Source organism: Streptomyces sp. NPDC093064 (assembly GCF_044754605.1).
Classification (GTDB): Bacteria; Actinomycetota; Actinomycetes; order Streptomycetales; family Streptomycetaceae; genus Streptomyces.
The window spans coordinates 37670-61828 of sequence record NZ_JBIVPK010000007.1 but is presented as its reverse complement, the minus strand read 5'-3'; the positions used below and the strand labels follow the sequence as shown (position 1 = coordinate 61828).

At 72.0% G+C, this 24159-nt stretch carries 17 protein-coding genes; 8 read left to right on the top strand and 9 right to left on the bottom strand.

All coding sequences use genetic code 11. The features are described 5' to 3' along the window. The first annotated feature begins 45 nt into the window (after nt 1-45). Together ACIQFZ_RS11160 and lgt are read left to right on the top strand one after the other, a co-directional pair. Nucleotides 46-819, top strand: coding sequence for a thioredoxin domain-containing protein (locus ACIQFZ_RS11160; protein ID WP_365775146.1), 774 nt, complete (start codon nt 46-48; stop codon nt 817-819). Between the two features lie 84 nt (nt 820-903). Further along, the gene (lgt, locus tag ACIQFZ_RS11155; protein WP_383056029.1) at nt 904-1902 is read left to right on the top strand and encodes a prolipoprotein diacylglyceryl transferase; all 999 of its coding nucleotides are present in this window, start codon (nt 904-906) and stop codon (nt 1900-1902) included. A 48-nt stretch (nt 1903-1950) separates the two neighbouring features. Here the strand turns inward: lgt and ACIQFZ_RS11150 are convergent, their stop codons facing one another. Genes ACIQFZ_RS11150 through ACIQFZ_RS11125 form a run of 6 tightly spaced genes read right to left on the bottom strand, consistent with a single transcriptional unit; the run spans nt 1951 to nt 8797 of the window. Further along, nucleotides 1951-2808, bottom strand: a complete 858-nt coding sequence (locus tag ACIQFZ_RS11150) for an HpcH/HpaI aldolase/citrate lyase family protein (protein WP_402691102.1) — start codon at nt 2806-2808, stop codon at nt 1951-1953. Next, nucleotides 2805-4022 carry a CaiB/BaiF CoA transferase family protein gene (locus ACIQFZ_RS11145; RefSeq protein ID WP_402691101.1) on the bottom strand — a complete coding sequence of 406 codons (1218 nt, stop codon included), beginning with the start codon at nt 4020-4022 and terminating at the stop codon, nt 2805-2807. The genes ACIQFZ_RS11150 and ACIQFZ_RS11145 overlap by 4 nt, the downstream gene beginning before the upstream one ends. After that, the gene (locus ACIQFZ_RS11140) at nt 4019-5410 is read right to left on the bottom strand and encodes an ADP-ribosylglycohydrolase family protein (protein ID WP_402691100.1); all 1392 of its coding nucleotides are present in this window, start codon (nt 5408-5410) and stop codon (nt 4019-4021) included. Before ACIQFZ_RS11140 ends, ACIQFZ_RS11145 begins: the two co-directional genes overlap by 4 nt. Then, nucleotides 5398-6585 carry an ADP-ribosylglycohydrolase family protein gene (locus ACIQFZ_RS11135; RefSeq protein ID WP_365775143.1) on the bottom strand — a complete coding sequence of 396 codons (1188 nt, stop codon included), beginning with the start codon at nt 6583-6585 and terminating at the stop codon, nt 5398-5400. Before ACIQFZ_RS11135 ends, ACIQFZ_RS11140 begins: the two co-directional genes overlap by 13 nt. A gap of 8 nt (nt 6586-6593) precedes the next feature. Next, a complete protein-coding gene (locus ACIQFZ_RS11130) occupies nt 6594-7709 on the bottom strand; it encodes an ADP-ribosylglycohydrolase family protein (RefSeq protein ID WP_365775141.1) in 1116 nt (371 codons plus the stop codon). Continuing rightward, the gene (locus ACIQFZ_RS11125; protein ID WP_383056022.1) at nt 7706-8797 is read right to left on the bottom strand and encodes an ADP-ribosylglycohydrolase family protein; all 1092 of its coding nucleotides are present in this window, start codon (nt 8795-8797) and stop codon (nt 7706-7708) included. Before ACIQFZ_RS11125 ends, ACIQFZ_RS11130 begins: the two co-directional genes overlap by 4 nt. Nucleotides 8798-9081: 284 nt before the next feature. On the opposite strand from ACIQFZ_RS11125, the gene ACIQFZ_RS11120 reads away from it, so the two are divergent. The 3 genes from ACIQFZ_RS11120 to ACIQFZ_RS11110 all read left to right on the top strand — a co-directional run bounded on the left by ACIQFZ_RS11120 (nt 9082) and on the right by ACIQFZ_RS11110 (nt 16253). Beyond that, nucleotides 9082-9813: a VIT1/CCC1 transporter family protein gene (locus ACIQFZ_RS11120; protein WP_365422033.1), complete on the top strand. Its 732-nt coding sequence runs from the start codon at nt 9082-9084 to the stop codon at nt 9811-9813. Between the two features lie 472 nt (nt 9814-10285). Beyond that, complete coding sequence (gene gltB / locus ACIQFZ_RS11115; protein ID WP_402691159.1) at nt 10286-14797, top strand: glutamate synthase large subunit; 4512 nt, start codon at nt 10286-10288, stop codon at nt 14795-14797. Further along, a complete protein-coding gene (locus tag ACIQFZ_RS11110; protein ID WP_402691099.1) occupies nt 14790-16253 on the top strand; it encodes a glutamate synthase subunit beta in 1464 nt (487 codons plus the stop codon). The genes gltB and ACIQFZ_RS11110 overlap by 8 nt, the downstream gene beginning before the upstream one ends. Nucleotides 16254-16595: 342 nt before the next feature. Here ACIQFZ_RS11110 and ACIQFZ_RS11105 read toward each other — a convergent pair whose 3' ends face one another. The 3 genes from ACIQFZ_RS11105 to ACIQFZ_RS11095 form a co-directional block, all read right to left on the bottom strand. After that, a complete protein-coding gene (locus ACIQFZ_RS11105; protein WP_402691098.1) occupies nt 16596-17501 on the bottom strand; it encodes a chitosanase in 906 nt (301 codons plus the stop codon). Between the two features lie 22 nt (nt 17502-17523). Next, nucleotides 17524-18444, bottom strand: coding sequence for a rhomboid family intramembrane serine protease (locus ACIQFZ_RS11100; protein WP_365420533.1), 921 nt, complete (start codon nt 18442-18444; stop codon nt 17524-17526). Between the two features lie 121 nt (nt 18445-18565). After that, nucleotides 18566-19465 (bottom strand): hypothetical protein, encoded by a 900-nt coding sequence (locus ACIQFZ_RS11095; RefSeq protein ID WP_365420535.1) that lies wholly within the window; start codon nt 19463-19465, stop codon nt 18566-18568. Between the two features lie 171 nt (nt 19466-19636). Between ACIQFZ_RS11095 and ACIQFZ_RS11090 the strand changes: the two genes are divergently transcribed. From ACIQFZ_RS11090 to ACIQFZ_RS11080, 3 genes are all read left to right on the top strand, one after another. Further along, entirely contained in the window at nt 19637-19984 is a 348-nt protein-coding gene (locus ACIQFZ_RS11090) for a chorismate mutase (protein ID WP_402691097.1), read from the top strand. A 110-nt stretch (nt 19985-20094) separates the two neighbouring features. Further along, complete coding sequence (pepN, locus tag ACIQFZ_RS11085; protein WP_365420539.1) at nt 20095-22608, top strand: aminopeptidase N; 2514 nt, start codon at nt 20095-20097, stop codon at nt 22606-22608. Nucleotides 22609-22807: 199 nt separating this feature from the next. After that, nucleotides 22808-24139: an RNA-guided endonuclease InsQ/TnpB family protein gene (locus ACIQFZ_RS11080; RefSeq protein ID WP_402691096.1), complete on the top strand. Its 1332-nt coding sequence runs from the start codon at nt 22808-22810 to the stop codon at nt 24137-24139. Nucleotides 24140-24159: the final 20 nt, after the last annotated feature.

Genomic DNA, 24159 nt, shown 5'->3' with positions numbered 1-24159 from the left:
GGCACCGGGGAGGCGCAATGCGCCTCCCCGGTTCGTTCAGGGGGTGTGAGCGAGAAGAACCATCAGGGAAAGCGCATCGCCCGGCAGCGTCTGGCGGCCGAGCGGGAGAAGCAGAAGAACGCGGAGAGGCGACGGCGCACACTGATCGTGGCCGCGACCGTCGTGTGCGTCCTGGGCCTGGCGGCGGTGATCGGCGTGGTCGCCGCCAACTCCGGCAAGCACAAGAGCAGCACTTCGGGCCCGGTCGTGGGGCCCTCCGGCGCGCGGGGCAAGGACAGCCTGGCGATCCCGGTCGGCCGGGACGGAGCCAAGTCGACGCTCACCGTGTGGGAGGACTTCCGCTGCCCGGCCTGCCAGGCCTTCGAGACGATGTACCGGCCGACGGTCCACGAGCTGGCCGACGCCGGCAAGCTCAAAGTCGAGTACCACCTGGTCAGATTGATCGACGGAAACCTCGGGGGCACCGGCTCCCTGCGCTCGGCCAACGCGGCGGCCTGCGCCCAGGACGCCGGCAAGTTCCCGGCCTACCACGACGTGCTCTACCGGAACCAGCCCAAGGAGTCCGACGACGCCTTCGCCGACAACGGCAAGCTCATCCAGCTCGCGGGCAAGGTGAGCGGCCTGAACACCGCGGCCTTCGACAAGTGCGTCAAGAACGGCACGCACGACAGCTGGGTCGACAAGTCCAACCAGGCCTTCCAGACCGGCAGCTTCTCGGGCACCCCGACCGTCCTGCTGAACGGGAAGAACATCCTCCAGGACCGGACGATGACCCCGGCGAAGCTGAAGCAGATGGTGGAGGCGGCCGACAGCAAATGAGTGAGGCACGAGCCGCCCGTTATGGACCCGTAGCCGAGCTGCTTGCCTTGGCCCCGCTCCGGCTGCGGTAGCGTCGACCCTGCCATGGAACTTGCCTACATCCCCAGCCCGTCGCGCGGTGTGCTGTACCTCGGTCCCATTCCGCTGCGCGGCTATGCCTTCAGCATCCTCGTCGGTCTCTTCGTCGCCCTCTGGATCGTCGACCGCCGGTGGGTCGCGCGTGGTGGGAAGAAGGGCACCGCCTGGGACATCGCCGTCTGGGCCGTCCCGTTCGGCCTGCTGGGCGGTCGCCTCTACCACGTGATCACCGACTACGAACTCTATTTCGGTGAAGGCCGGAACTGGGTCGACGCCTTCAAGGTCTGGGAAGGCGGACTCGGTATCTGGGGAGCCGTCGCGCTGGGCGCGCTCGGTGCCTGGATCGGCTGCCGGCGCCGGGGTATCGCGCTGCCGCCGTATGCCGACGCCGTGGCTCCCGGCCTGGCGCTCGCACAGGCGTTCGGGCGCTGGGGCAACTGGTTCAACCAGGAGCTGTACGGGCGGGAGACGGACCTTCCGTGGGCCCTGCACATCACGTCCTCGGCGGACGGCCGGGTGCCGGGGTACTACCACCCGACGTTCCTGTACGAGTCGCTGTGGTGCGTCGGCGTCGCGCTGCTGGTGTTCTGGGCGGACCGCCGTTTCAAGATGGGTCACGGTAGGGCGTTCGCCCTGTACGTCGCCGCGTACTGCGCGGGCCGGTTCTGGATCGAGTACATGCGGGTCGACGAGGCCCACCACATCCTGGGCCTGCGGCTGAACAACTGGACCGCGTTGATCGTCTTCATCGCGGCCGTGGTCTACATGGTCCTCTCGGCCCGGCTCCGGCCCGGCCGGGAAGAGACGGTCGAGCCGGACGCCACGGACGACACGGACGGCGGCACGCAGGACGTCGAAGAGGGCGCAGGCACCGAGGGTCCCGTTGTGCTGGACAAGGACGCTCCGGAGGCCGCGAGTAAGGAAACGTCCGTTTCCGGTCAGGATGCAGTGGCTGATGAGGCTCCAGTGATGTCAGGGGAGAAGCAGCGCAAGCCACGCTCGTAGCCGTACGCGGACGAGGGTGCCCCGGATCGTGGGGGCGCCCTCGTCGTGTCAGCACCGCCGGGCCAGTGTGAGGGTGCGCCGGGCCGCCGCCACCACCGCCGCGTCGATGAAGCGGCCGTCAGGGAGAGCCTGCGCGCCCCGGTCCGCGGTGGCCGCCTTGATGACCGTCTCGGCCTCCTCCAGTTCCCGGTCGGTCGGCAGGTAGGCGCGCTCGATGATCGGGAGCTGGCGCGGGTGGATGGCCGCGCGGCCGAGGAAGCCGAGGGCGCGGCCGTGCGCGCAGGAGGCCGCCAGGCCCTCCAGGTCCCGGATGTCGGGGTGGACGGACTGGGGCGGCGGGGCGAGGCCGGCCGCGCGGGCGGCCACGACGACGCGGGCGCGGCACCAGTCCAGGCCGGAGTCCTGCTGTACGCCCAGGTCGGCGCGGAGGTCGGCCTCGCCGATCGAGACACCGCGCAGCGAGGGGTGCGCGGACGCGATGGCGTAGGCGCGCTCGATGGCCAGCGCGGTCTCCAGGAGGGCGTACAGCGGGGGCCCCGAACCGTCTGCCGGCGGCGGGCCCTGTACGGTCTCCGTCCGCGCCGCGACCCGGGCGATCTGCCCGGCGCACGTCACCTTCGGCAGCCGCAGCCCGGCCAGACCCGGCCGGGGCGCCACCGCCGCCAGGTCCGCGGCGGCCAGCGGACCGTCGACCGCGTTGATTCGCACGTGCACCGGGACCGGCGGCGGTTCGGTCAGCAGCTCGGCGGTGGCCGCGCGGGCGTACTCCTTGCGGTCCGGAGCGACCGCGTCCTCCAGGTCGACCACCACCACGTCCGCGCCGGAGGCCAGGGCCTTGGCCACGACGTGCGGGCGGTCACCGGGGGCGTACAGCCACGTGAGCGGGCAGAAGGCGGTCGCCGTCACAGGGCGCCCTCCGCACGCAGCGCGGCCAGTTCCTCCGGGGTGAGGCCGAGTTCGGTCAGGACCGCGTCCGTGTCGGCGCCGTGCGGGCGGCCCGCCCAGCGGATCGCGCCCGGGGTGGCGGAGAGCCGGAAGAGGACGTTCTGCATGCGCATCCGGCCGAGCTCCGGGTCGTGCAGCGTGGTCAGGGTGCCGAGGGCCCGATACTGCGGGTCGGCCATCACGTCCCGTACGTCCTGGACCGGCGCGATCGCCGCCTGGGCCTTCTCGAAGGCGGCCAGGACCTCGGTGCGGGTGTGCCGGGCGATCCAGCCGCCCACCGCCTCGTCGAGCACGTCGGCGTGCGCGGCCCGCTCCGCGCCGGTCGCGAACCAGGGCTCGTCGATCAGCTCCGGGCGGCCCACCAGCCGCAGCACGCGTTCCGCGACCGACTGCGCCGAGGTGGAGACCGCCACCCAGGTGCCGTCACTGGTGCGGTAGGTGTTGCGCGGGGCGTTGTTCCGGGTGCGGTTGCCGGTGCGGGGCTGGACGTAGCCGAGCTGGTCGTACCACAGGGGCTGCGGGCCGAGGACGGTCAGGATCGGCTCGATGATCGCCATGTCCACGATCTGGCCGGCCCCGGTGCGCTCCCGCGCCGCGAGCGCGGTCATCACCGCGTACGCCGTGGCCAGGCCCGCGATCGAGTCGGCGAGCCCGAACGGCGGGAGCGTCGGCGGCGCGTCCGGCTCGCCGGTGATCGCGGCGAACCCGCTCAGCGCCTCCGCCAGGGTGCCGAACCCGGCCCGGGAGGCGTGCGGGCCGAACTGCCCGAACCCGGTGACCCGGGCCAGCACCAGGCGCGGATTGGCCGCCGATAGCTCCGGCCAGCCGAGCTCCCACTTCTCCAGGGTGCCGGGCCGGAAGTTCTCCACGATCACGTCGGCGGTGGCGGCCAGCCGCAGCAGGGTGCGGCGGCCACCGGGTTTCGACAGGTCAAGCGTGATGGTGTGCTTGTTGCGGCCGAGCAGTTTCCACCACAGGCCGACCCCGTCCTTCGAGGGCCCGTGGCCCCGGGACGGGTCGGGCTTGACCGGGTGCTCCACCTTGATCACCTCGGCGCCGAAGTCACCGAGCATGGTGGCGGCGATGGGTCCGGCGAAGAGGGTGGCGAGGTCGAGCACGCGCAGACCGGCGAGCGGCCCGGTGGCGTCGGGCGCGGCGTCGTGGGGCGCGGTCATGAGGTGAGCCGGTCGATGTCGCTCATGGGGCGGGACGCCTCCAGGTGCGTGAGGTGGGCCAGGGTGTCGAAGCCGGTGCCGGCGAAGTCGCCCACCGATGTGGCCAGCCGGTTCTTGAGCGGCGCCGTCCAGCGGTCGGGCAGCGCGTTCGGGGAACCGGCGAGGAGGGCCGCGACACCGCCGGCCGTGGCACCGTTCGAGTCGGTGTCCCAGCCGCCGGAGACGGCGCGGCAGACGGAGCCGGTGAAGTCGCCGTCGGCGTGGGTCAGGGCGGCGGCGATCAGCGCGGTGTTGGGGACGGCGTGCACCCAGTGGCAGTCGGCGTGGGTGGCGTGCAGTTCGTCCACGGCCGCCTCGAAGTCCTCGTGGGTTTCCGCCAGTTGGATGGCGTGGCGCACGGCGCGGGCGAGCCGGGAGCCGGGTGGCACGACGGTCAGGCCGGAGGCCAGGCAGGTGTGGACGTCGTGGGTTCCGGTCGCCGCAGTGGCGATGGCGGCGGCGGCGAACATCGCGGCGTAGACGCCGTTCGCGGCGTGGGTGAGGGTGGCGTCGCGGTGGGCCTGCGCGGCCGCGGCCGCCGGGTCGCCGGGGTTGGTCCAGCCGTGCATGTCGGCGCGGATCAGGGCGCCGATCCACTCGCGGAAGGGGTTGCGGTGCCGCGCGGTGTGCGGGGGGTCGATGCCGAGCAGCAGGTTGCGGTAGGCGACGCGTTCGGCGGTGAAGGTGCGGCCTGCGGGGAGTTCGTCCAGCCAGAGGCGGGCGGTGTCGGTGGTCGTGAACCGCTTCCCGTGGCGTTGCAGCAGGAGGAGGTTGAGCAGGGGGTAGTTGAGGTCGTCGTCCTCGGGCATGCCGTCGATGTTCTCGGCCAGGGAGTTGGCCGCCGAGCGGCGGTTCCAGGGGTACGCGGCGGCCAGGTCCTCGGGTACGCCCTTGCCCGTGAACCAGGTGCTCAGGGGCCAGTTGCCGGTGGCCCGGGCGAGTTGGCGGATGCCGGTGAGGGGCAGCTTCTCCACGGGTTTGCCCAGCAGGCAGCCGGCGGCCCGGCCGAGCCAGGCGGCCTCCAGGGACTCGGCGGTCCCCGAGGGCGCGGGGGTGCCCGGCTGCTCGGGCCAGGCCGGGCACAGGGCCTTGATCGCGGCCAGGTCCGTCGGTTCCGCGTCCCCCAGCCGGCTGGGGAGTTCGGCCAGTTCGTCCAGGAGGTCCTCCGCCAGGAGGCGCAGGTAGCGGGAGGCGCGCCCTGGGGACGCGCCCGCGCGGGCCGGGGCCTCGGGTCCGCCCGCCGCGCGCCAGCGGGCGGCGATCGCCGACGGTTCGCGGCCGTCCTGCACCGCCTGGCGCAACTCGTGGCCGAGCAGGTCCTCCGGCTGGACCCAGGTCAGTCGGAGCATTCCGGGCCTCCCATTCCGGCGAACGCCCGCTCGTGGGCGCGCCGCCGCCGTACGTCCTTCGCGAAGATCTCCCGGCTCACCCCGGCCAGCGTGCGCGCCGGTTCCCACAGGTCCAGGCGGCTGGCCTCGGACACCGTCTTCGCCCAGTCCTGAGGGACGGGCGAGCCCAGCGCGCCCGCCAGCGCCCCGGCCATCGTCGCGATGGAGTCGCAGTCGCGGCCGTAGTTCACCGCGCCGAGGACGGCCTGGCGGAAGTCGCCGCGCGCCACCGTCAACATGCCCAGCGCGACGGGCAGTTCCTCGATCGCGTGCAGTCGGGAGGGGCGGCGGGCGCCCAGGGACGGGTTCCGGTAGTCCGGCCCGACTGTGTCGTAGGACGCCACCGCCTCCCGCAGCGGGCCCAGAGCCGACTCGAAGTCCGTGCGGCCGCGGGCCACTTCGCAGACCCGCTCGATCGCGGCGCGGGTGCCGTCCTTCGCCAGCGACAGGCACGCCGTCACCACCGAGTCCGGGCTCGCCCCCGGCGCGCACGCCGCCGCGACCCCGGCCGCCAGGACGCCCGCCGCCTCCCTGCCGTAGGACGACTGGTGGGCGCCCGCGATGTCGAGCGCCTCGGCGTAAGCGCCCGCCGGATTGGCCGCGTTGACCAGGCCCACCGGCGCCATGTACATCGCGGCACCGCAGTTGACGATGTTTCCGGTGCCGGCCTCGCGCGGGTCGACGTGGCCGTAGTGCAGCCGTGCCACGAGCCACTTCTCCGCCAGGAAGACCCGGTGCAGCGGCAGCGCCTCCGCCTGGAGTTCCGGGATCCAGCGCGGGTTCGTCATCAGGTCGGGCACCAGGTGGTCGGCGATCGCGTAGGCGTCGAGGTGGTCGCGGACGCGTGCATACACCCGCACCAGGGCGTGCGTCATCAAGGTGTCGTCGGTGATGTGGCCGTCGCCCTTGTGGTACGGGGCGATGGGGCGGGCGGTGCGCCACCGTTCGCCGTGCCAGGGTCCGACGACGCCGTGCACGCGGCCGCCGTGGCGCTCGAGGATCTGGTCGGGGGAGTAGCCCTCGACGGGGCCGCCGAGCGCGTCGCCGACGGCCGCTCCCACGAGCGCGCCGGCGATCCGCTCCTCCAGGTCCGCGTCCCGGACCACGCCTCGGCTCTGTTCTCCTTTGGGCGTCATGCCCGGAATCATCCTCCTGGAGGGGCCGGTTGTGCGGCTTCCAGGAGTTCGGCGAGTTCCACGAGGTCGGTGCCGGTGAGACGGGGCAGCACGCAGCCGGACAGGGTGCGGCAGGCCTCCCGCCAGGACGCCGGGATCGCCTCGCCGCCGCCCAGCGCGCCGGTCAGCGCGCCCGCCAGGGCCGGGGCGGAGTCGGCGACCCGGGACAGGCAGGCCGCCGCCGGCAGCGCCTCGGCGATCCGGCCGTCCGCCGCCGTGGCCAGGGCGAGGGCGACCGGAACCGTCTCGGCGGCGGCGATGCCGTAGCTGTAGACGTGGTCGACGATCCGGTGCTCCAGCAGCGGGACGAGCGCGAACGCGCCCTCGGTGTCCCGGGCCAGGCGCAGCGCGTGCCGGGCGTTGCGGCCGATCTCCGTTTGCTCGGGCAGCTCGGCCAGCGCCGCCGTGACGCACGCCCCGACCTCCGCGCCCGCCAGCGCCTCGGCGAGTGCCGCCGCCATCGCGCGGGCTCCGTGGACGCCGTCGCCGTCCTGGGTGTACCGGGCGTCGAACTCGGCCAGTTCGGCGGCGCACCGGGGGTCGCCCGGGTGGGCCGTGGCCAGCACACAGGCCCGTACGCAGGCGGCGTCGTCGAAGTAGTGCGGGTTGTCGTGCCCGCTGGCGGGCGGGCGCAGCCCGGTCGCCAGGTTGCCGAGCCCGGCCCGGACGGAGATGCGGGCGCGCAGCGGCAGTACCGCCGACTCGACCTCGGGGGCGCGTTCGGCTGCCGCCGCGACCTCGCCGGCCACGGCGTTCCAGGTCAGGTCGATCGCGGCCCGGATACGCCGCTCCCGGCCGAGGTCGCCGAGCGCCCGGTCGTCCCCGGCCCGCAGCAGGGCCTCCGCGGCGAACACCGCCCACTCGGCGTCGTCGGAGGGGCCGAGGCGCAGCGGCTCCGGAGGCTGGTTGAGCGCGATGGGCACGGGCAGCGTCGTCGTCGCGTTCAGCTCGGCGAACGTGTCCAGCTCCCGGGTGAGCCGCCGGGTCCACTCCGGCATCCGAGCGGCCCGATGCCGCGCGGCGGGCCACCCGGCGGCGTCCCCGGCGGCCAGCCCCAACAACAGCCCTTCGACCCGCCGCGTCACGGCCGCGCCTCGTCTTCGCCGGCGGTGAGCGCGTACGCCGACCGGTCCAAAGCGGGGAGTGCCTCAGGTCGTACGGGGGCTTCGTGCCGGGGGAGTCCGGCGGAGGCGCTCACCAGCAGGTCCGCCACGTCCAGTACGTGCCGGCCCGCCATCGACGGCAGGCAGCTGCCCCGGGCGGGGCCGATGGCCGTCGCCCACTCGTCCGGGATGGCCGAGAGGCCCTGCGTCGCGCCGGCCAGCGCGCCCGCGACTGCCGCCGTGGTGTCGGCGTCGCGGCCCATGTTGACGGCGGTGAGGACCGCCTCACGGAAGTCGCCGTCGGCGGCGGCGTACGCGCCGAAGGCCAGGGCGACCGCTTCGGGGGCCAGGTCGGTCCAGGGATAGCCGCCGATGACCACCGCGGAGCGGACCGCGCGTTCGCCGCGGTGGGCGGCGGCCGTGGCCCGGCGCAGTGAGCGGGCCGTCCAGGAGTCGTCCGGGACGGCGGCGTGGGCGGCGGCCACGACCGCGACCGGCGGCGCGCCCGCCATCGCCGCCGCGACCCCGGCGGCCACCGCCCGGCCGCCGTGAATGCCCTCGCCCTCGTGGCTGACCGAGCCGTCGATCGCCACCAGCCGGGCCGCCTCGGCGGGTCGCCCGGCGGCGAACACCCCGAACGGCGCCGCCCGCATGGCGAGCCCGTCGCTCCAGGCGTGCCGGTGCTGGGCGGAGATGGGGGCGGCCAGCCCCCGGCGCAGGTTCTCCAGCGTGCCCCGCTCGCTGAACCCGGCCCCGCGGAAGGGGCCCTCGGCGCGGTCGGCGATGAACTCGTGCCAGGCCGCCTCCACCAGGGCGGGGGTGAGCGCATGGCCGTGCCGGGCCAGCAGCAGCCCGGAGAAGATGGCGTACTCGGTGTCGTCCGTGCCGGCCGGCCGGTCGGTGACGTAGCCGGTGATCCGTCCCCAGCGGGCGCGGATCTCGGACGGCTTCAGATTCTCCGCGGGCGCCCCGAGCGCGTCTCCGACGGCGAGGCCGAGCAGCGCGCCGCGTGCCCGTTCGCGCGAGGCGGCCGGCGCCGGGGTCTGCGGGGCGCGGATGGTCGATCCCATGGCGGGCTCTCCTCTCGGGGCGACCCGCAGGGCGGGGAGCCCTCAGCGGAACTGTCCCCGGCGCGGGGCCCGGTGCAGCCTCGGGAACCTCACCATCACCCGTACGACATCTGTGCGCACTGCGTCACGGATGAGCGGCACGGCGCAAAAGCGCAGGTTAGCCCAGCCTTCCCTTGCTGGCGGCGGTGAAATTTCCCACGTAGATTCGGTGTTGTCAAAAAATAGAACTCGTCCAAAAGTCAGCCTTACCTAAGTTCTCGCCCGGCTCTCAGGGGGACCTCGTCATGGCCATCATCGACACCGAAGCGACGCTCCACGAGGCGCACCGCGACAACCACACGCACCGCGACGTGAACGGTGGCTGGCTGCGTCCCGCGGTCTTCGGCGCGATGGACGGCCTGGTCTCCAACCTCGCCCTGATGACCGGTGTGGCGGGCGGCGCGGTGGGCCAGCAGACCATTGTCCTCACCGGCCTCGCGGGCCTGGCCGCGGGTGCCTTCTCCATGGCGGCCGGCGAGTACACCTCCGTCGCCTCGCAGCGCGAGCTGGTCGAGGCCGAGCTGGACGTCGAGCGCCGCGAGCTGCGCAAGCACCCGGAGGACGAGGAGCGGGAGCTCGCCGCGCTCTACGTCTCGCGCGGCGTGGAACCCGGGCTCGCCCAGGAGGTGGCCCGGCAGCTGTCGAAGGACCCGGAGCAGGCCCTGGAGATACACGCCCGCGAGGAGCTGGGCGTCGACCCCGGCGACCTGCCCTCCCCGCTGGTCGCCGCGGTGTCGTCGTTCGGCTCGTTCGCGCTCGGCGCGCTTCTGCCGCTGCTGCCGTATCTGCTGGGCGCCAACGCGTTGTGGCCGGCCGTGCTGCTCGCCCTCCTGGGGCTGTTCGCCTGTGGTGCGGTGGTGGCCAAGGTGACGGCGCGCACCTGGTGGTACAGCGGTGTGCGGCAGCTCGCCCTGGGTGGTGCCGCCGCCGGTGTGACCTACGTCCTGGGTACCCTGTTCGGAACCGCCGTAGGATAAGGCGCTGGAACTTATGCGGATGGTCGCATAAGCAAGCCGTTGCTCGTTTACCCGTTGGTTTCGGCCGTGTGACCACGGGGCATGAGCCGTAAGCACTCGCAGGCAATGAGGCCTGTCGCGCATGCGCAGGGTCGGGCGACTCCGTCCTCCCTGTTCCCCCGGGCCGACGGACACCGATCCGACCGATCTCGTCCGCCGCCCGCCCCACAGCTTTCACCGCCGGTCGCGGTACCCCTGTCGACCCACGGTGCCCGCATGCTGGAACAGAGTTTCCGATTCCCGAGAAACCGCCCATCATGTAATCTGCACGAAATTTCGCATTTCCGGCAGAGGGCCAACGTCGTCCCTCGGCACTCGCACTTGCCACATGACGACGACGGGAGAGCCGATGCGTATGCCGCGCCAGCCGTCCCAGCATCCCGCGAACGACCAGAACTGGTCGTTCATGGATGCCCGCCCTGCCGCGCAGGGTATGTACGACCCCCGCAACGAGCACGACGCCTGCGGCGTCGGCTTCGTGGCCACCCTCACCGGCGAGGCGAGCCATGCGCTGGTCGAACAGGCGCTCACGGTTCTGCGCAACCTGGAACACCGCGGCGCGACCGGCTCCGAGCCCGACTCCGGCGACGGTGCCGGTCTGCTCTCCCAGGTGCCCGACGCGTTCCTGCGCGAGGTGGCCGGATTCGAACTGCCCGCGGCCGGTGCCTACGCCGTCGGCATCGCCTTCCTGCCCGAGGACGGCACCGAGGACACCGTCTCGCGCATCGAGGAGATAGCGGGCGACGAGGGCCTGACCGTCCTCGGCTGGCGCGAGGTCCCGGTCGCCCCCGAGCTGCTCGGCGCCACCGCCCGCTCCACCATGCCCGTCGTCCGCCAGCTGTTCGTCACCGACCGGGTGAGCGAGGGCATCGCCCTGGACCGCAAGGCGTTCGTGCTGCGCAAGCGCGCCGAGCGCGAGGCCGGCGTCTACTTCCCGTCGCTGTCGGCCCGCACCCTCGTCTACAAGGGCATGCTCACCACCGGCCAGCTCGAGCCCTTCTTCCCGGACCTGTCCGACCGCCGCTTCGCCTCGGCCATCGCGCTCGTCCACTCCCGCTTCTCCACGAACACCTTCCCGAGCTGGCCGCTCGCGCACCCGTACCGCTTCGTCGCGCACAACGGCGAGATCAACACCGTCCAGGGCAACCGCAACTGGATGCGCGCCCGTGAGTCCCGGCTGGCCTCCGGCCTGTTCGGTCCCCAGGAGACGCTGGAGCGGACCTTCCCGGTGTGTACGCCGGGCGCCTCCGACTCCGCCTCCTTCGACGAGGTCCTGGAGCTGCTCCACCTCGGCGGCCGCTCGCTGCCGCACTCCGTGCTGATGATGATCCCGGAGGCGTGGGAGAACCACGACGCCATGGACCCGGCCCGGCGCGCCTTCTACGAGTACCACTCCACGATGATGGAGCCCTGGGACGGCCCGGCCTGCGTCACCTTCACCGACGGCACCCAGGTCGGTGCCGTGCTCGACCGCAACGGTCTGCGCCCCGGCCGCTACTGGGTCACCGACGACGGCCTCGTCGTCCTCGGCTCCGAGGTCGGCGTGCTCGACGTCGACCCGGCAAGGGTCGTCCGCAAGGGCCGGCTCCAGCCCGGCCGCATGTTCCTCGTCGACACCGCCGAGCACCGCATCATCGAGGACGACGAGATCAAGGCGTCCCTCGCCGCCGAGGAGCCCTACGCCGAGTGGGTCCAGGCCGGCGAGATCGAGCTGGGCGACCTGCCCGAGCGCGAGCACATCGTGCACACCCACGCCTCGGTCACCCGCCGCCAGCAGACCTTCGGCTACACCGAGGAGGAGCTGCGCGTCCTGCTCGCGCCGATGGCCAAGACCGGCGCCGAGCCGATCGGCTCCATGGGCACCGACTCGCCGATCGCGGCCCTCTCCGAGCGCCCGCGGCTGCTCTTCGACTACTTCACCCAGCTGTTCGCGCAGGTCACCAACCCGCCGCTGGACGCGATCCGCGAGGAGCTGGTCACCTCCCTGCGCAGCTCGCTCGGCCCGCAGGGCAACCTGCTCGAGCCGACCGCGGCCTCCTGCCGCAGCGTTGTCCTGCCCTTCCCGGTGATCGACAACGACGAGCTGGCCAAGCTCATCCACGTCAACGCCGACGGTGACATGCCCGGCTTCAAGGCCGCGACCCTCTCCGGCCTGTACCGGGTCTCCGGCGGCGGTGAGGCGCTCGCCGCCCGCATCGAGGAGATCTGCGCCGAGGCCGACGCCGCCATCGGCAACGGCGCCCGCCTGATCGTCCTGTCCGACCGCCACTCGGACGCCGAGCACGCCCCGATCCCGTCGCTGCTGCTCACCGCGGCCGTCCACCACCATCTGATCCGCACCAAGCAGCGCACCCACGTGGGCCTGCTGGTGGAGGCCGGCGACGTCCGCGAGGTCCACCACGTCGCCCTGCTGATCGGCTACGGCGCCGCCGCGGTCAACCCGTACCTGGCGATGGAGTCCGTCGAGGACCTGGTCCGCGCGGGCACCTTCCTGCCGGGCGGTGAGCCCGAGGACGCCCTGCGCAACCTGATCCACGCCCTCGGCAAGGGCGTGCTGAAGGTCATGTCCAAGATGGGCATCTCCACCGTCGCCTCCTACCGGGGCGCCCAGGTCTTCGAGGCCGTCGGCCTGGACGAGGCCTTCGTCGACAAGTACTTCGACGGCACCGCCACCAAGATCGGTGGCGTCGGCATCGACGTCGTCGCCAAGGAGGTCGCCGCCCGCCACGCCAAGGCCTACCCGGCCTCCGGGATCGCCCCGGCGCACCGCGCGCTGGAGATCGGCGGCGAGTACCAGTGGCGCCGCGAGGGCGAGCCGCACCTGTTCGACCCGGAGACGGTCTTCCGCCTCCAGCACTCCACGCGCACCGGCCGCTACGACATCTTCAAGAAGTACACGGACCGGGTGAACGAGCAGTCCGAGCGCCTGATGACGCTGCGCGGCCTGTTCGGCTTCGCTTCCGACCGCGCGCCGATCCCCGTCGAGGAGGTCGAGTCGGTCTCCGAGATCGTCAAGCGCTTCTCCACCGGCGCGATGTCGTACGGCTCCATCTCCAAGGAGGCGCACGAGACCCTCGCCATCGCCATGAACCAGCTGGGCGGCAAGTCCAACACCGGTGAGGGCGGCGAGGACGCGGACCGCCTGTACGACCCGGCCCGCCGGTCCGCCATCAAGCAGGTGGCCTCCGGCCGCTTCGGAGTGACCAGCGAGTACCTCGTCAACTCCGACGACATCCAGATCAAGATGGCCCAGGGCGCCAAGCCCGGCGAGGGCGGCCAGCTGCCCGGCCACAAGGTCTACCCGTGGGTGGCCAGGACCCGGCACTCGACCCCCGGCGTCGGCCTGATCTCCCCGCCGCCGCACCACGACATCTACTCCATCGAGGACCTGGCCCAGCTGATCCACGACCTGAAGAACGCGAACCCGCGGGCGCGGATCCACGTCAAGCTGGTCTCCGAGGTCGGTGTCGGCACGGTCGCCGCCGGCGTCTCCAAGGCGCACGCCGACGTGGTCCTGATATCCGGTCACGACGGCGGTACCGGTGCCTCCCCGCTGACCTCGCTGAAGCACGCGGGCGGCCCCTGGGAGCTGGGTCTGGCCGAGACCCAGCAGACGCTTCTGCTCAACGGACTGCGGGACCGCATCGTCGTGCAGACCGACGGTCAGCTCAAGACCGGCCGCGACGTGGTGATCGCGGCGCTGCTGGGCGCCGAGGAGTTCGGCTTCGCGACCGCGCCGCTGGTCGTCTCCGGCTGCATCATGATGCGCGTGTGCCACCTGGACACCTGCCCGGTCGGCATCGCCACCCAGAACCCGGTGCTGCGTGAGCGGTTCTCCGGCCAGGCCGAGTACGTGGTGAACTTCTTCCGGTTCATCGCCGAGGAGGTCCGGCAACTGCTCGCCGAACTGGGCTTCCGCTCCATCGAAGAGGCCGTCGGCCACGCCGAGGTCCTCGACGTGGCCCGGGCGGTCGACCACTGGAAGGCGCAGGGCCTGGACCTGGAGCCGCTGTTCCACGTGCCCGAGCTGCCCGAGGGCGCGGTGCGCCACCAGGTGACCGCCCAGGACCACGGCCTGGAGAAGGCGCTCGACAACGAGCTGATCAGGCTCGCCGCCGACTCCCTGGCCGCGTCCGGCGCCGCCGACGCCCAGCCGGTGCGCGCCCAGGTCGCCATCCGCAACATCAACCGCACGGTCGGCACCATGCTCGGCCACGAGGTGACGAAGAAGTTCGGCGGTGCGGGACTGCCCGACGACACCATCGACCTCACCTTCACCGGCTCGGCCGGCCAGTCCTTCGGCGCCTTCGTCCCGCGCGGCATCACGCTGCGCCTGGAGGGCGACGCCAACGACTATGTCGGCAAGGGACTTTCGGGCGGCCGGATCGTGGTCCGCCCGGACCGCGCCGCCGACCACCTCGCCGAGTACAGCGTCATCGCGGGCAACACCCTCGCCTACGGCGCGACCGGCGGCGAGATGTTCCTGCGCGGCAAGACCGGTGAGCGGTTCTGCGTGCGCAACTCCGGCGCGCTGGTCGTCTCCGAGGGCGTGGGCGACCACGGCTGCGAGTACATGACCGGCGGGCGCGCGGTGGTCCTCGGCGAGACCGGCCGCAACTTCGCGGCCGGCATGTCCGGCGGCATCGCCTACGTCGTCGACCTCGACCGCGACAACGTCAACCCCGGCAACGCCGACGCGATCGAGCCGCTGGACGACTCCGACCGGCAGTGGCTGCACGACGTGGTGCGCCGGCACCAGGAGGAGACGGGCTCGACCGTCGCCGAGAAGCTGCTCGCCGAGTGGGACACCGCGGTGGAGCGCTTCAGCAAGATCATCCCCAGCACCTACAAGGCAGTGCTCGCCGCCAAGGACGCCGCCGAGCGGGCCGGTCTGTCCGAGACCGAGATCACCGAGAAGATGATGGAGGCGGCGATCCATGGCTGACCCGAAGGGCTTTCTGAACCACGGCCGCGAGGTCGCCGAGTCCCGCCCGGTCGAGGAGCGCAGGAGGGACTGGAACGAGGTCTACGTTCCCGGCTCGCTGCTGCCGATCATCAGCAAGCAGGCCGGCCGCTGCATGGACTGCGGCATCCCGTTCTGCCACAACGGCTGCCCGCTCGGGAACCTGATCCCGGAGTGGAACGACTACGCCTACCGCGGGGACTGGGCCGCCGCCTCCGAGCGGCTGCACGCGACGAACAACTTCCCCGAGTTCACAGGCCGGTTGTGCCCGGCGCCCTGCGAGTCGGCCTGTGTGCTCGGCATCAACCAGCCGCCGGTCACCATCAAGAACGTCGAGGTCTCGATCATCGACAAGGCGTGGGAGAGCGGCGACGTCGCCCCGCGGATCCCCGAGCGCCTGTCCGGCAAGACCGTCGCGGTCATCGGCTCCGGCCCGGCGGGCCTGGCCGCCGCCCAGCAGCTGACCAGGGCGGGCCACACCGTCGCCGTCTACGAGCGCGCGGACCGCGTCGGAGGCCTCCTGCGCTACGGCATCCCCGAGTTCAAGATGGAGAAGCGGCACATCAACCGCCGTATCGAGCAGATGCGCGCGGAGGGCACCCGCTTCCGTACCGGCGTCGAGATCGGCCGCGACCTGAAGGCCACCGACCTGAGGAAGCGCTACGACGCGGTCGTCATCGCCGCCGGCTCCACCACCGCCCGCGACCTTCCCGTCCCCGGCCGCGAACTGGGCGGCGTCCACCAGGCGATGGAGTACCTGCCCCTGGCCAACAAGGTCCAGGAGGGCGACTACGTGGTGGCGCCGATCTCGGCGGAGGGCAAGCACGTCGTCGTCATCGGCGGCGGTGACACGGGCGCGGACTGCGTGGGCACCGCCCACCGCCAGGGCGCGGCCTCCGTCACCCAGTTGGAGATCATGGCCCGCCCGAACGACGAGCGGCACCCGGTCGACCAGCCCTGGCCGACCTTCCCGATCCTCTACAAGGTCACCTCGGCCCACGAGGAGGGCGGCGAGCGGATCTACTCGGCCTCCACGACCCACTTCGAGGGCGACGAGGACGGCAACGTGCAGTGGCTGCACCTGGCCGAGGTCGAGTTCGTGGACGGCAGGCCGGCCCCCAAGCCGGGCAGCGAGCGCAGGATCCCGGCCCAGCTGGTCACCCTGGCCATGGGCTTCACCGGCACCGACCGGGAGAACGGCCTGGTCGACCAGTTCGGCCTGGAGCTGGACGAGCGCGGTAACATCGCCCGTGACGCGGACTTCCAGACCAACGTGCCCGGTGTCTTCGTCGCCGGTGACGCCGGCCGCGGCCAGTCCCTCATCGTGTGGGCGATCGCCGAGGGCCGCTCGGCCGCCCGCGGCGTCGACCGCCACCTCATGGGCGCCGGCGACCTGCCGGCCCCGATCCGCCCGACGGATCGCTCGCTGACGGTCTGACGGCACAACGGTGACCTGACGGTCGCTCATATACGTCCCACACAAAGGCGTGTGGAACACAGGCGGCGCCTGCTCAGTCCCCGACCGGACACAGGGCAGGCGCCGCCGCATGTCCCAAGCGCCAGCGCCCCGACAGACAACGTTCGCCCCGTCGCGACGCCCGGCACACTCCCCCGAGCTCTTCGAGCAGGGGGGACCCCACTCGCCGCGCCGGCCGAAAGCCCAAGTACGTCCAGTACGAGGACTTCCGGCCGGCGCTCCCCCAAGCTCTTCGAGCAGGGGGACCCCCAGAGCACGCACCGGACGCCGCTCCTTCACGGGCAAACGTTGCCTGCCGCGGCACTAGGACGCCTTGTACGTCTCCCCGTACACCTTCCACACCAGCGGGGTCTTCAGGTCCATGTTCCCGTCGTACAGGAACTGTCGCTGGGCGGTGTCGATGCGGCTGGTGTCGCGGTTCGTCTTCCGGGCCTTCATGGCCTCGCGGCGGATGTCCAGGAAGACGTCGAGGTAGCTCTTCTCCCGGCCGCCCGCGGCCGGGGTGTCGGCCTCCTTCAGGGCGCGCTCGCGCAGGGCGTAGAAGCCGTCCTTGTCGACGCCGGGACCGTGGAAGACCATCGCGTCGTAGTAGATGAACTGGCCCAGCGTGCCGAGGCCGTCGAGCTTGGCGAGGCGGACGGCCGGATTGAAGTAGGCGCGGTCGCGTTCGTCCTCCTGGGCCTTGCGGAAGGCCGGACGTTCCGACTCCGCCTTCCACGCCGCGGTGAAGTCCGGGTCCAGGCCCTCGTGGGAGTCCGTGCCGTCGACCTCGCGCAGCGCCGGCAGGAACCGGGCGAGGCCGTTGTCCGGGTGGGCCTTGGTGTAGCGCTCGACCAGGGTGAGCAGGTCGTGGGTACCGGTGCAGTAGCCGACGATCCCCGCGGTGTAGCCGTCGCCGTCGTCGACGTCCTCGATATAGCCGTAGGTGCTGCGCCAGTCGAGCGTGGAGTTCTCGGCGCTCGCCACGAGCCGCTGGGCCAGTTCCTTCTTCGCGGGCGCGGCCAGGCCCGGCGGTGCCTCGGCGACCACCTCGTCGTCCTGGGCCTTCTCCGACCGTTCGGCCCGCGCCTTGGCGTCCTCACGGGACTCGTGCGCGGCCGTGTGCTGCTTCGGCGCGGACGGGGCCGGGTCCCGCGGATCGAAGGCGAGCAGAACCGCCAACGCGACGACCGGAGTGGCCACCAAAAACAATATTCCAGGACGTTTCATGACAATTACCGTACGGCCCTGATCAGGCCGCCCCTCCCGACAGTTCCGAGACCTTCGCCCAGCTGAGCGCCATGAGCAGGACCAGCAGGGCCACGCACACGCCCGCCTGGACCAGAGTGCGACGGCCGCCGCGCGGCGCGTACGCGTACGCCAGGGTCACCACGCCGCCCGCCAGCAGGCCACCGAGGTGCCCCTGCCAGGAAGTGAGCCCGGCGGAGATCACCAGCCACAGCAGCAGGCCCGCCATGTACCGGTTGACGCCGTTCATGTCGTAGCCCAGCCGGCGGGCCATGACGTAGTACGCGGCGCCAAGACCGAAGATCGCGCCGGAAGCGCCGACCGTCAGGGCGTCCGGATCGATCAGCAGGACCAGGACCGACCCGCCGAGCGCCGACAGCAGGTACAGGGCGAGGTAGCGGGCGCGGCCCAACTGCGCCTCGACCACGCGGCCGGTGCTCCACAGCGCCGCCATGTTCATCACGATGTGCAGAATGCCGAACGTCCCCTCGGTGGCCGGCATATGCAGGAACGCGCCGGTCAGCAGCCGGTACCACTCGCCGCCGACCAGCCCCTCCGCGTGCATGTCGGAGCCGTACGGGTACTCCCACAGGTAGTGGCCGCCGTCGGTCCCCGCCAGTCCGCGCCCGAGCATCCCCAGACTGTCCACGACCGCCGGGCGCACCAACTCGCCCAGATAGGCGAGGATGTTGAGCCCGATGAGGACATACGTCACGACCGGCACCGCGCTGATCCGGCCACCGAACGCCGTCCGCGCCTGCCGCACCGACCGGGCGCCCTCCCTCACACACTCCGGGCACTGGTGGCCGACGGAGGCCTCTCGCATGCAGTCCGGGCAGATGTACCGGTCGCAGCGGACGCAGCGGACGTGGGACTCCACCCTGTTGTGGCGGTAGCAAGTGGTGACGGCGGACTCGGCATCCACGACCGGCTCCTCGGGCAACGCGGGGACATGGCTGAGCCGGTGGGGACGGCGGCGAACAAAATAGCGAAGTGCTGTGACAGATGGTAAAGGTGGGGCCCGCGATCCCGGAATCGCGATCAGGTCAGGTGTCGCACTCCAGGACGGTGCGGCACAGGGCGCACCGGGCGCGCATACGGCCTCCGACCGGGACCCTGATGCGCTGGTGGCAGGTGGGGCAGGAGAAGGACACCCGCAGGGGCTCCGGGCCGCCGCGGCTGAAGGAGTACGGCGCCTCCGGCTGGACGAGCGGTGCACGGCCGTGGTCCTGGGCGTGCCGGCGGTCGCGGGCGTACCGGCGGCGGCCCGCCCAGCCCGCCGCCGTCAGGGGCGGCTGCTGCTCGTCACTGCGGGCCCGGGCCATGCCCTTGACGTACGCCTCGTACCCCTGGGGGCTGGTGAACCACGTCGAGGGGTCCTCGCCGAACACCAGCGCCCGCTTGGCCAGCACGTAGCCGAACTCCTCCGGAGTGAGGTAGCCGAGCTTCTGCGACGACACGCCGTCCTCGCGGAAGGCGTCCAGCAGCAGCCAGCCCGCGCCCAGGTACGTCGCCACCGTGTCCGTAAGGATCTCGTTGTCGCGGGTGCTGGGGAAGGACAGGTCCAGGCGGTGCAGGTAGACGTGGGTCACCTCGTGGGCGAGGGCCGCGCCGATGTCCCGGCGGTGGGTGCGGAAGCGGTCGTTCAGCTCGACGAAGTACTCGGGGCCCGCCGCCAGCTCGACGTTCGCCGCGTGCGTCATCTCGCGGAAACCGACGATCATTCGGGCGTCCGGCAGCCGGTAGTGGCGGACCAGTTCGCGGGCCACGCGCTGGGCCCCCAGATGCAGGTCGTCGGTGTCGCAGAAGGCCACGTCGGCCGGGGCCACGCTGGTCGCGAACGTCTGCACGGTGCCATAGGAGAGCCGCTTGTACAGGGAGGTGATCGCGGCCCGCACCGTCTCCAGATGCGGGTAGCCGTGCACCACCGGTCCGCCGTTCGCCACGTCCGAACCCCCAAAGACGCCCTGAACTCTCTCCCACTTTATGCGCGCGAGCCCCGATTCCGCCCGGCGTCCGCGCCCCGCGGCACCTGGCGCCCGCCGTCCGCACCCGCTGTTGACCACGGGTCGGACGCTCATGATCGGAGCGCCGCCCACCCCGTAGGGTTGGAGCCCATGACCACCAGCAGCACCGGTACCGGTGACGTCGTCCCCGCCGTTCACGAGGAGCTCGCGCGGCTGCGCGAGAGCATCGACAACATCGACGCGGCCGTCGTCCACATGCTCGCCGAGCGGTTCAAGGCGACCCAGCAAGTCGGCCACCTCAAGGCCGCCCACCAGCTGCCGCCCGCCGACCCGGCCCGCGAGGCCCGGCAGATCGCCCGGCTGCGCGCCCTCGCCGAGGACGCCAAACTGGACCCGGCGTTCGCCGAGAAGTTCCTGAACTTCATCATCGCCGAGGTGATCCGCCACCACGAGCGCATCGCGGAGGACGCCGGCAACGGCGAGACCCCGGCGACCTGACCCCTGCCTGCCCGCCCGCCCGCGCGCCGCCGAACGCGCCCCCGCGGACCGCGCACGCCTTGCGTCCTTCGGCGACACCCCCTCGTGCCCGCTCCGGGCCATCAGGCAGCATGGCGTCCATGTCCGTACTCACGCGCGACGAAGCGCAGACCCGTGCCAAGCTCCTCGACGTCCACCGGTACACCGTCGACCTCGACCTGACCGGTGGGGACGACACCTTCGACTCCCGGACCGTGATCCGGTTCACCGTACGGGCAGGCCGGGACAGCACGGACACGTTCGTCGAGCTCAAGCCCGCCCACCTGCGCTCCGCCACCCTCGACGGACAGCCCCTCGACCCGCGCGATCTCGACGGCAACCGCCTGCCGCTGAAGAACCTCGCCCCCGGTGAGCACGAGCTGCGCGTCGACGCCGCCATGCGCTACTCCCGCACCGGCGAGGGCATGCACCGCTTCACCGACCCCACCGACGGTGAGGCCTACGTCTACACGCAGCTGTTCCTGGACGACGTCCAGCGCGTCTTCGCCGCCTTCGACCAGCCCGACCTCAAGGCCGTCTTCGAACTCGCCGTCACCGCCCCCGAGGGCTGGACCGTCCTCGCCAACGGCGTCACCGAGCACACCGGCAACGGCGTCTGGAAGGCCGCGCCCACCCCGCTGATCTCCACCTACCTCGTCGCCGTCGCCGCCGGCCCCTGGCACTCCGTACGCACTGAGCACCGCGGCCTGCCCTTCGGCATCCACTGCCGCCGCTCGCTGGCGCCCCACCTCGACGCGGACGCCGACGAGATCCTCGACGTCACCCGCGCCTGCTTCGACCGCTACCACGAGAAGTTCGACGAGCCCTACCCCTTCGACTCCTACGACCAGGCCTTCGTCCCCGAGTTCAACGCGGGCGCCATGGAGAACCCGGGCCTGGTCACCTTCCGCGACGAGTTCGTCTACCGCTCCGCCGTCACCGACACCGAGCGGCAGACCCGCGCCATGGTCATCGCCCACGAGATGGCCCACATGTGGTTCGGCGACCTGGTCACCCTCAGGTGGTGGGACGACATCTGGCTGAACGAGTCCTTCGCCGAGTACATGGGCTACCAGACCACCGCCGAGGCCACCCGCTTCACCGGCACCTGGACCGACTTCGGCGTCGCCCGCAAGTCCTGGGGCTACGACGCCGACCAGCGCCCCTCCACCCACCCCGTCGCCCCGGACGCCGTCGACGACACTGCCTCCGCCCTGCTCAACTTCGACGGCATCTCCTACGCCAAGGGCGCCTCCGCACTGCGGCAACTGGTCGCCTGGCTCGGCGAGAAGGACTTCCTGGCCGGTATCAACACCCACTTCAAGCGGCACCGGTTCGCCAACGCCACCCTCGCCGACTTCATCGACTCCCTCGCCTCCGCCACCGACCGCGACGTGCACGCCTGGGCCGAGGCCTGGCTGCGCACCACCGGCGTGGACACGCTCACCGCATCCGTCGACGCCGTGCCCGGCCAGTGGACCCTCGCCCTCGACCGCGACGGCAGCCGCCCGCACCGCGTCACCGTCGGCGTCTACGACCGCGACCTGGGCGACGGCAGCAGCCTGGTCGTCCGGGAGCGCTACGAGACCGACGTCCCGCAGGACGGCACCGGCCGTGCGCGCTCCGGCACCCGGCCCGCCCTGGTCGTGCCCAACGACCAGGACCTGACCTACGCCAAGATCCGCCTGGACGAGACCTCCCTGGAGACCGCCCTGCGCGGCCTGTCCGGCGTCCCCGACGCGCTCACCCGCGCCGTGGTGTGGAACACGCTGCGCGACATGGTCCGCGACGGTGAACTCGCCCCCGCCGACTATCTGGCGACCGCCTCCGCCCACCTGCCCGAGGAGACCGACCTCGCCCTCGTCCAGGGTGTCCTGGCCTTCGCCACCGGGCAGATCGCCGACCGGTACGTCGACCCCGGGCAGCGGCCCGCCGCCGTCGCCGCCCTCGGCTCCCTGTGCCGCGACCTCATCCGCCGCACCGAGGACGGCGACAACCCCGGCCTGCGCCTGACCGCCGTGCGCCACTTCATCGACGTCGCCGCCCATCCGGACACCATCGCCGCCTGGCTCGCCGACGGCACCGTCCCCGGCGGCCCCGAACTCGACCCGGAGCTGCGCTGGCGCGTCCTGAGCCGCCTCGCCGTCCTCGGCGCCGTCGACGAGGCCGCCATCGCCGAGGAACTCGACCGCGACCCGTCGGCCACCGGCCAGGAGGGCGCCGCCCGCTGCCGGGCCGCGCTGCCCGACGCCGAGGCCAAGCGCGCGGCCTGGGAGTCGATGTTCGCCACCGACGAGCGCACCGACCTGTCGAACTACCTGTTCATCGCCACCGCGCAGGGCTTCTGGCAGCCCGAACAGGCCGATCTCGTACGGGACTACGTCCCCCGCTTCTACCAGGACGCGGTCGCCCTCGCCGACCGCCGCGGCCCCGCCATCGCCGAGGCCGCCGGGCGCTGGGCGTTCCCGGTGCACGCCGTCGACGCCGACCACCTGCGGCTGGGCGAGGCCTGCCTGCACGACGGCGCCCCCACCCCGGCGCTCCGCCGCAAGCTCGTCGACCAGCTCGACGACCTGTCCCGGACGCTGAAGGTACGGGAGGCGTAGAACACGACCGGTCGCCGCCGGTCTGCGGGCCGGCGACGACCGGGATCACCGCCCCGCTGTGGGCAGCCCGCGAAGCCGGCCCTCCTGCTCTCCTCCCCGAAGACCGGCGCTACGTCGAGCCCGTCCACCACCCCCTTTCCGAGGGGACGCCCGGCTGTTCAGGGCGGTGGTGTGGTGGTCACTCGTTCGTGTGGGCCTGGTGGGATTCGAAGAGGGGAGCGAGCGGTGGGATTACGTTGACGGCATGTCACGTTTTCGTATGTATCCGACGAGCGAGCAGGCGGGCATTATGCTCGAACACTGCGCGCACGCCCGGTACGTGTGGAACCTGGCCGTCGAGCAGCACGCGCACTGGGCGCCGGGCAGGAACCCCGCCCCGGGGTTTGCCGAGCAGTGCCGTCAGCTGACCGAGGCGCGCCGGGCAAGTGAGTGGCTGCACGCGGGGAATGCTGATGTGCAGCAGCAGGCATTGAAGGATTTCGCCAGGGCGAAGAACGCGCGGTTCACCTCCGGGCTCGGCGAGCCGACGTGGCGGAAGAAGTTCGCGCACGAGGGTTTCCGCGTGATCGGCACGGATCGGGTGCCGGAGTTCGAGGGCGACGGTAGGCCGAAGCTGAACGCCAAGGGCAGGCAGGTCATGAGCCGGTTGGTGGTGGTGCAGAAACTCAACCGGCGCTGGGCTCAGGTGAGGGTTCCCGGCTGTGGCTGGGTACGGTTCAGGACCACCCGCCCGGACCTGCCCAAAGCGAAGACGTTCCGTGTCACCTTCCGCAACGGTCAGTGGCACATCGCGTTCGCGGTCATCCCCGAGCCGATCGGTGCATCCGGCACGGGTGGAGTCATCGGCGTCGACCGGGGAGTCAGGATCACCGCCGCGTTGTCGGACGGGCGGAAGCTGAACTGCCCGCAGCTCACCGTCCGGGAGCGTGCCCGGATCCGTAAGCACCAGCGTCGGGCGGCCCGCGCCCCGAAGGGAAGCGAGTGCAAGCGAGCCGAGCACGCCAAGGTGGCCAAGCTCAAGGCCCGCGAAGCCGGCCGACGCAAGGACTGGTGCGAGAAAACCTCGACGATGCTCGCCCGCAGCTATGACCTGGTGCGGTTCGAAAAGCTGAACATCAAGAACATGACCGCCTCAGCGAAGGGGACCATCGAGCAGCCCGGCAGGAATGTACGAGCCAAGGCTGGGCTGAACCGGGCGATCCTTGCCCAGGGCTGGGGCCTCCTGCGTCGTCGGACGCAGGAGATGGCCCCTGGCCGGGTCGAAGACGTACCCGCCCAGTACACGTCTTTGCGCTGCAGTGCCTGCGGATGGATCGAGAAGAACTCGCGCAAGAGCCAAGCCGAGTTCGTCTGCGTGTCCTGCGGGTTCAGCTGCAACGCCGATGAGAATGCAGCACAGAACGTCGCGGCAGGACAGGGCGGCATTCCCCGCCCCCGGCGCACAGCCGGTGCCGGAGGGGTGACAGCGGCCACCAGCCGCTCGAGCGCCCGTGAACCTCAACCCGCCTGGGTTGGAATCCCCCTCTTTTGAAAGAGGGGGAGGATGTCAAG

Coding starts and splice junctions, on each gene's coding strand:
- lgt (WP_383056029.1), top strand. CDS start 904: ATGGAACTTGCCTACATCCCCAGCCCGTCGCGCGGTGTGCTGTACCTC.
- ACIQFZ_RS11145 (WP_402691101.1), bottom strand. CDS start 4,022: ATGACCGCGCCCCACGACGCCGCGCCCGACGCCACCGGGCCGCTCGCC.
- ACIQFZ_RS11140 (WP_402691100.1), bottom strand. CDS start 5,410: ATGCTCCGACTGACCTGGGTCCAGCCGGAGGACCTGCTCGGCCACGAG.
- ACIQFZ_RS11135 (WP_365775143.1), bottom strand. CDS start 6,585: ATGACGCCCAAAGGAGAACAGAGCCGAGGCGTGGTCCGGGACGCGGAC.
- ACIQFZ_RS11125 (WP_383056022.1), bottom strand. CDS start 8,797: ATGGGATCGACCATCCGCGCCCCGCAGACCCCGGCGCCGGCCGCCTCG.
- ACIQFZ_RS11120 (WP_365422033.1), top strand. CDS start 9,082: ATGGCCATCATCGACACCGAAGCGACGCTCCACGAGGCGCACCGCGAC.
- gltB (WP_402691159.1), top strand. CDS start 10,286: ATGTACGACCCCCGCAACGAGCACGACGCCTGCGGCGTCGGCTTCGTG.
- ACIQFZ_RS11110 (WP_402691099.1), top strand. CDS start 14,790: ATGGCTGACCCGAAGGGCTTTCTGAACCACGGCCGCGAGGTCGCCGAG.
- ACIQFZ_RS11105 (WP_402691098.1), bottom strand. CDS start 17,501: ATGAAACGTCCTGGAATATTGTTTTTGGTGGCCACTCCGGTCGTCGCG.
- ACIQFZ_RS11090 (WP_402691097.1), top strand. CDS start 19,637: ATGACCACCAGCAGCACCGGTACCGGTGACGTCGTCCCCGCCGTTCAC.
- pepN (WP_365420539.1), top strand. CDS start 20,095: ATGGCGTCCATGTCCGTACTCACGCGCGACGAAGCGCAGACCCGTGCC.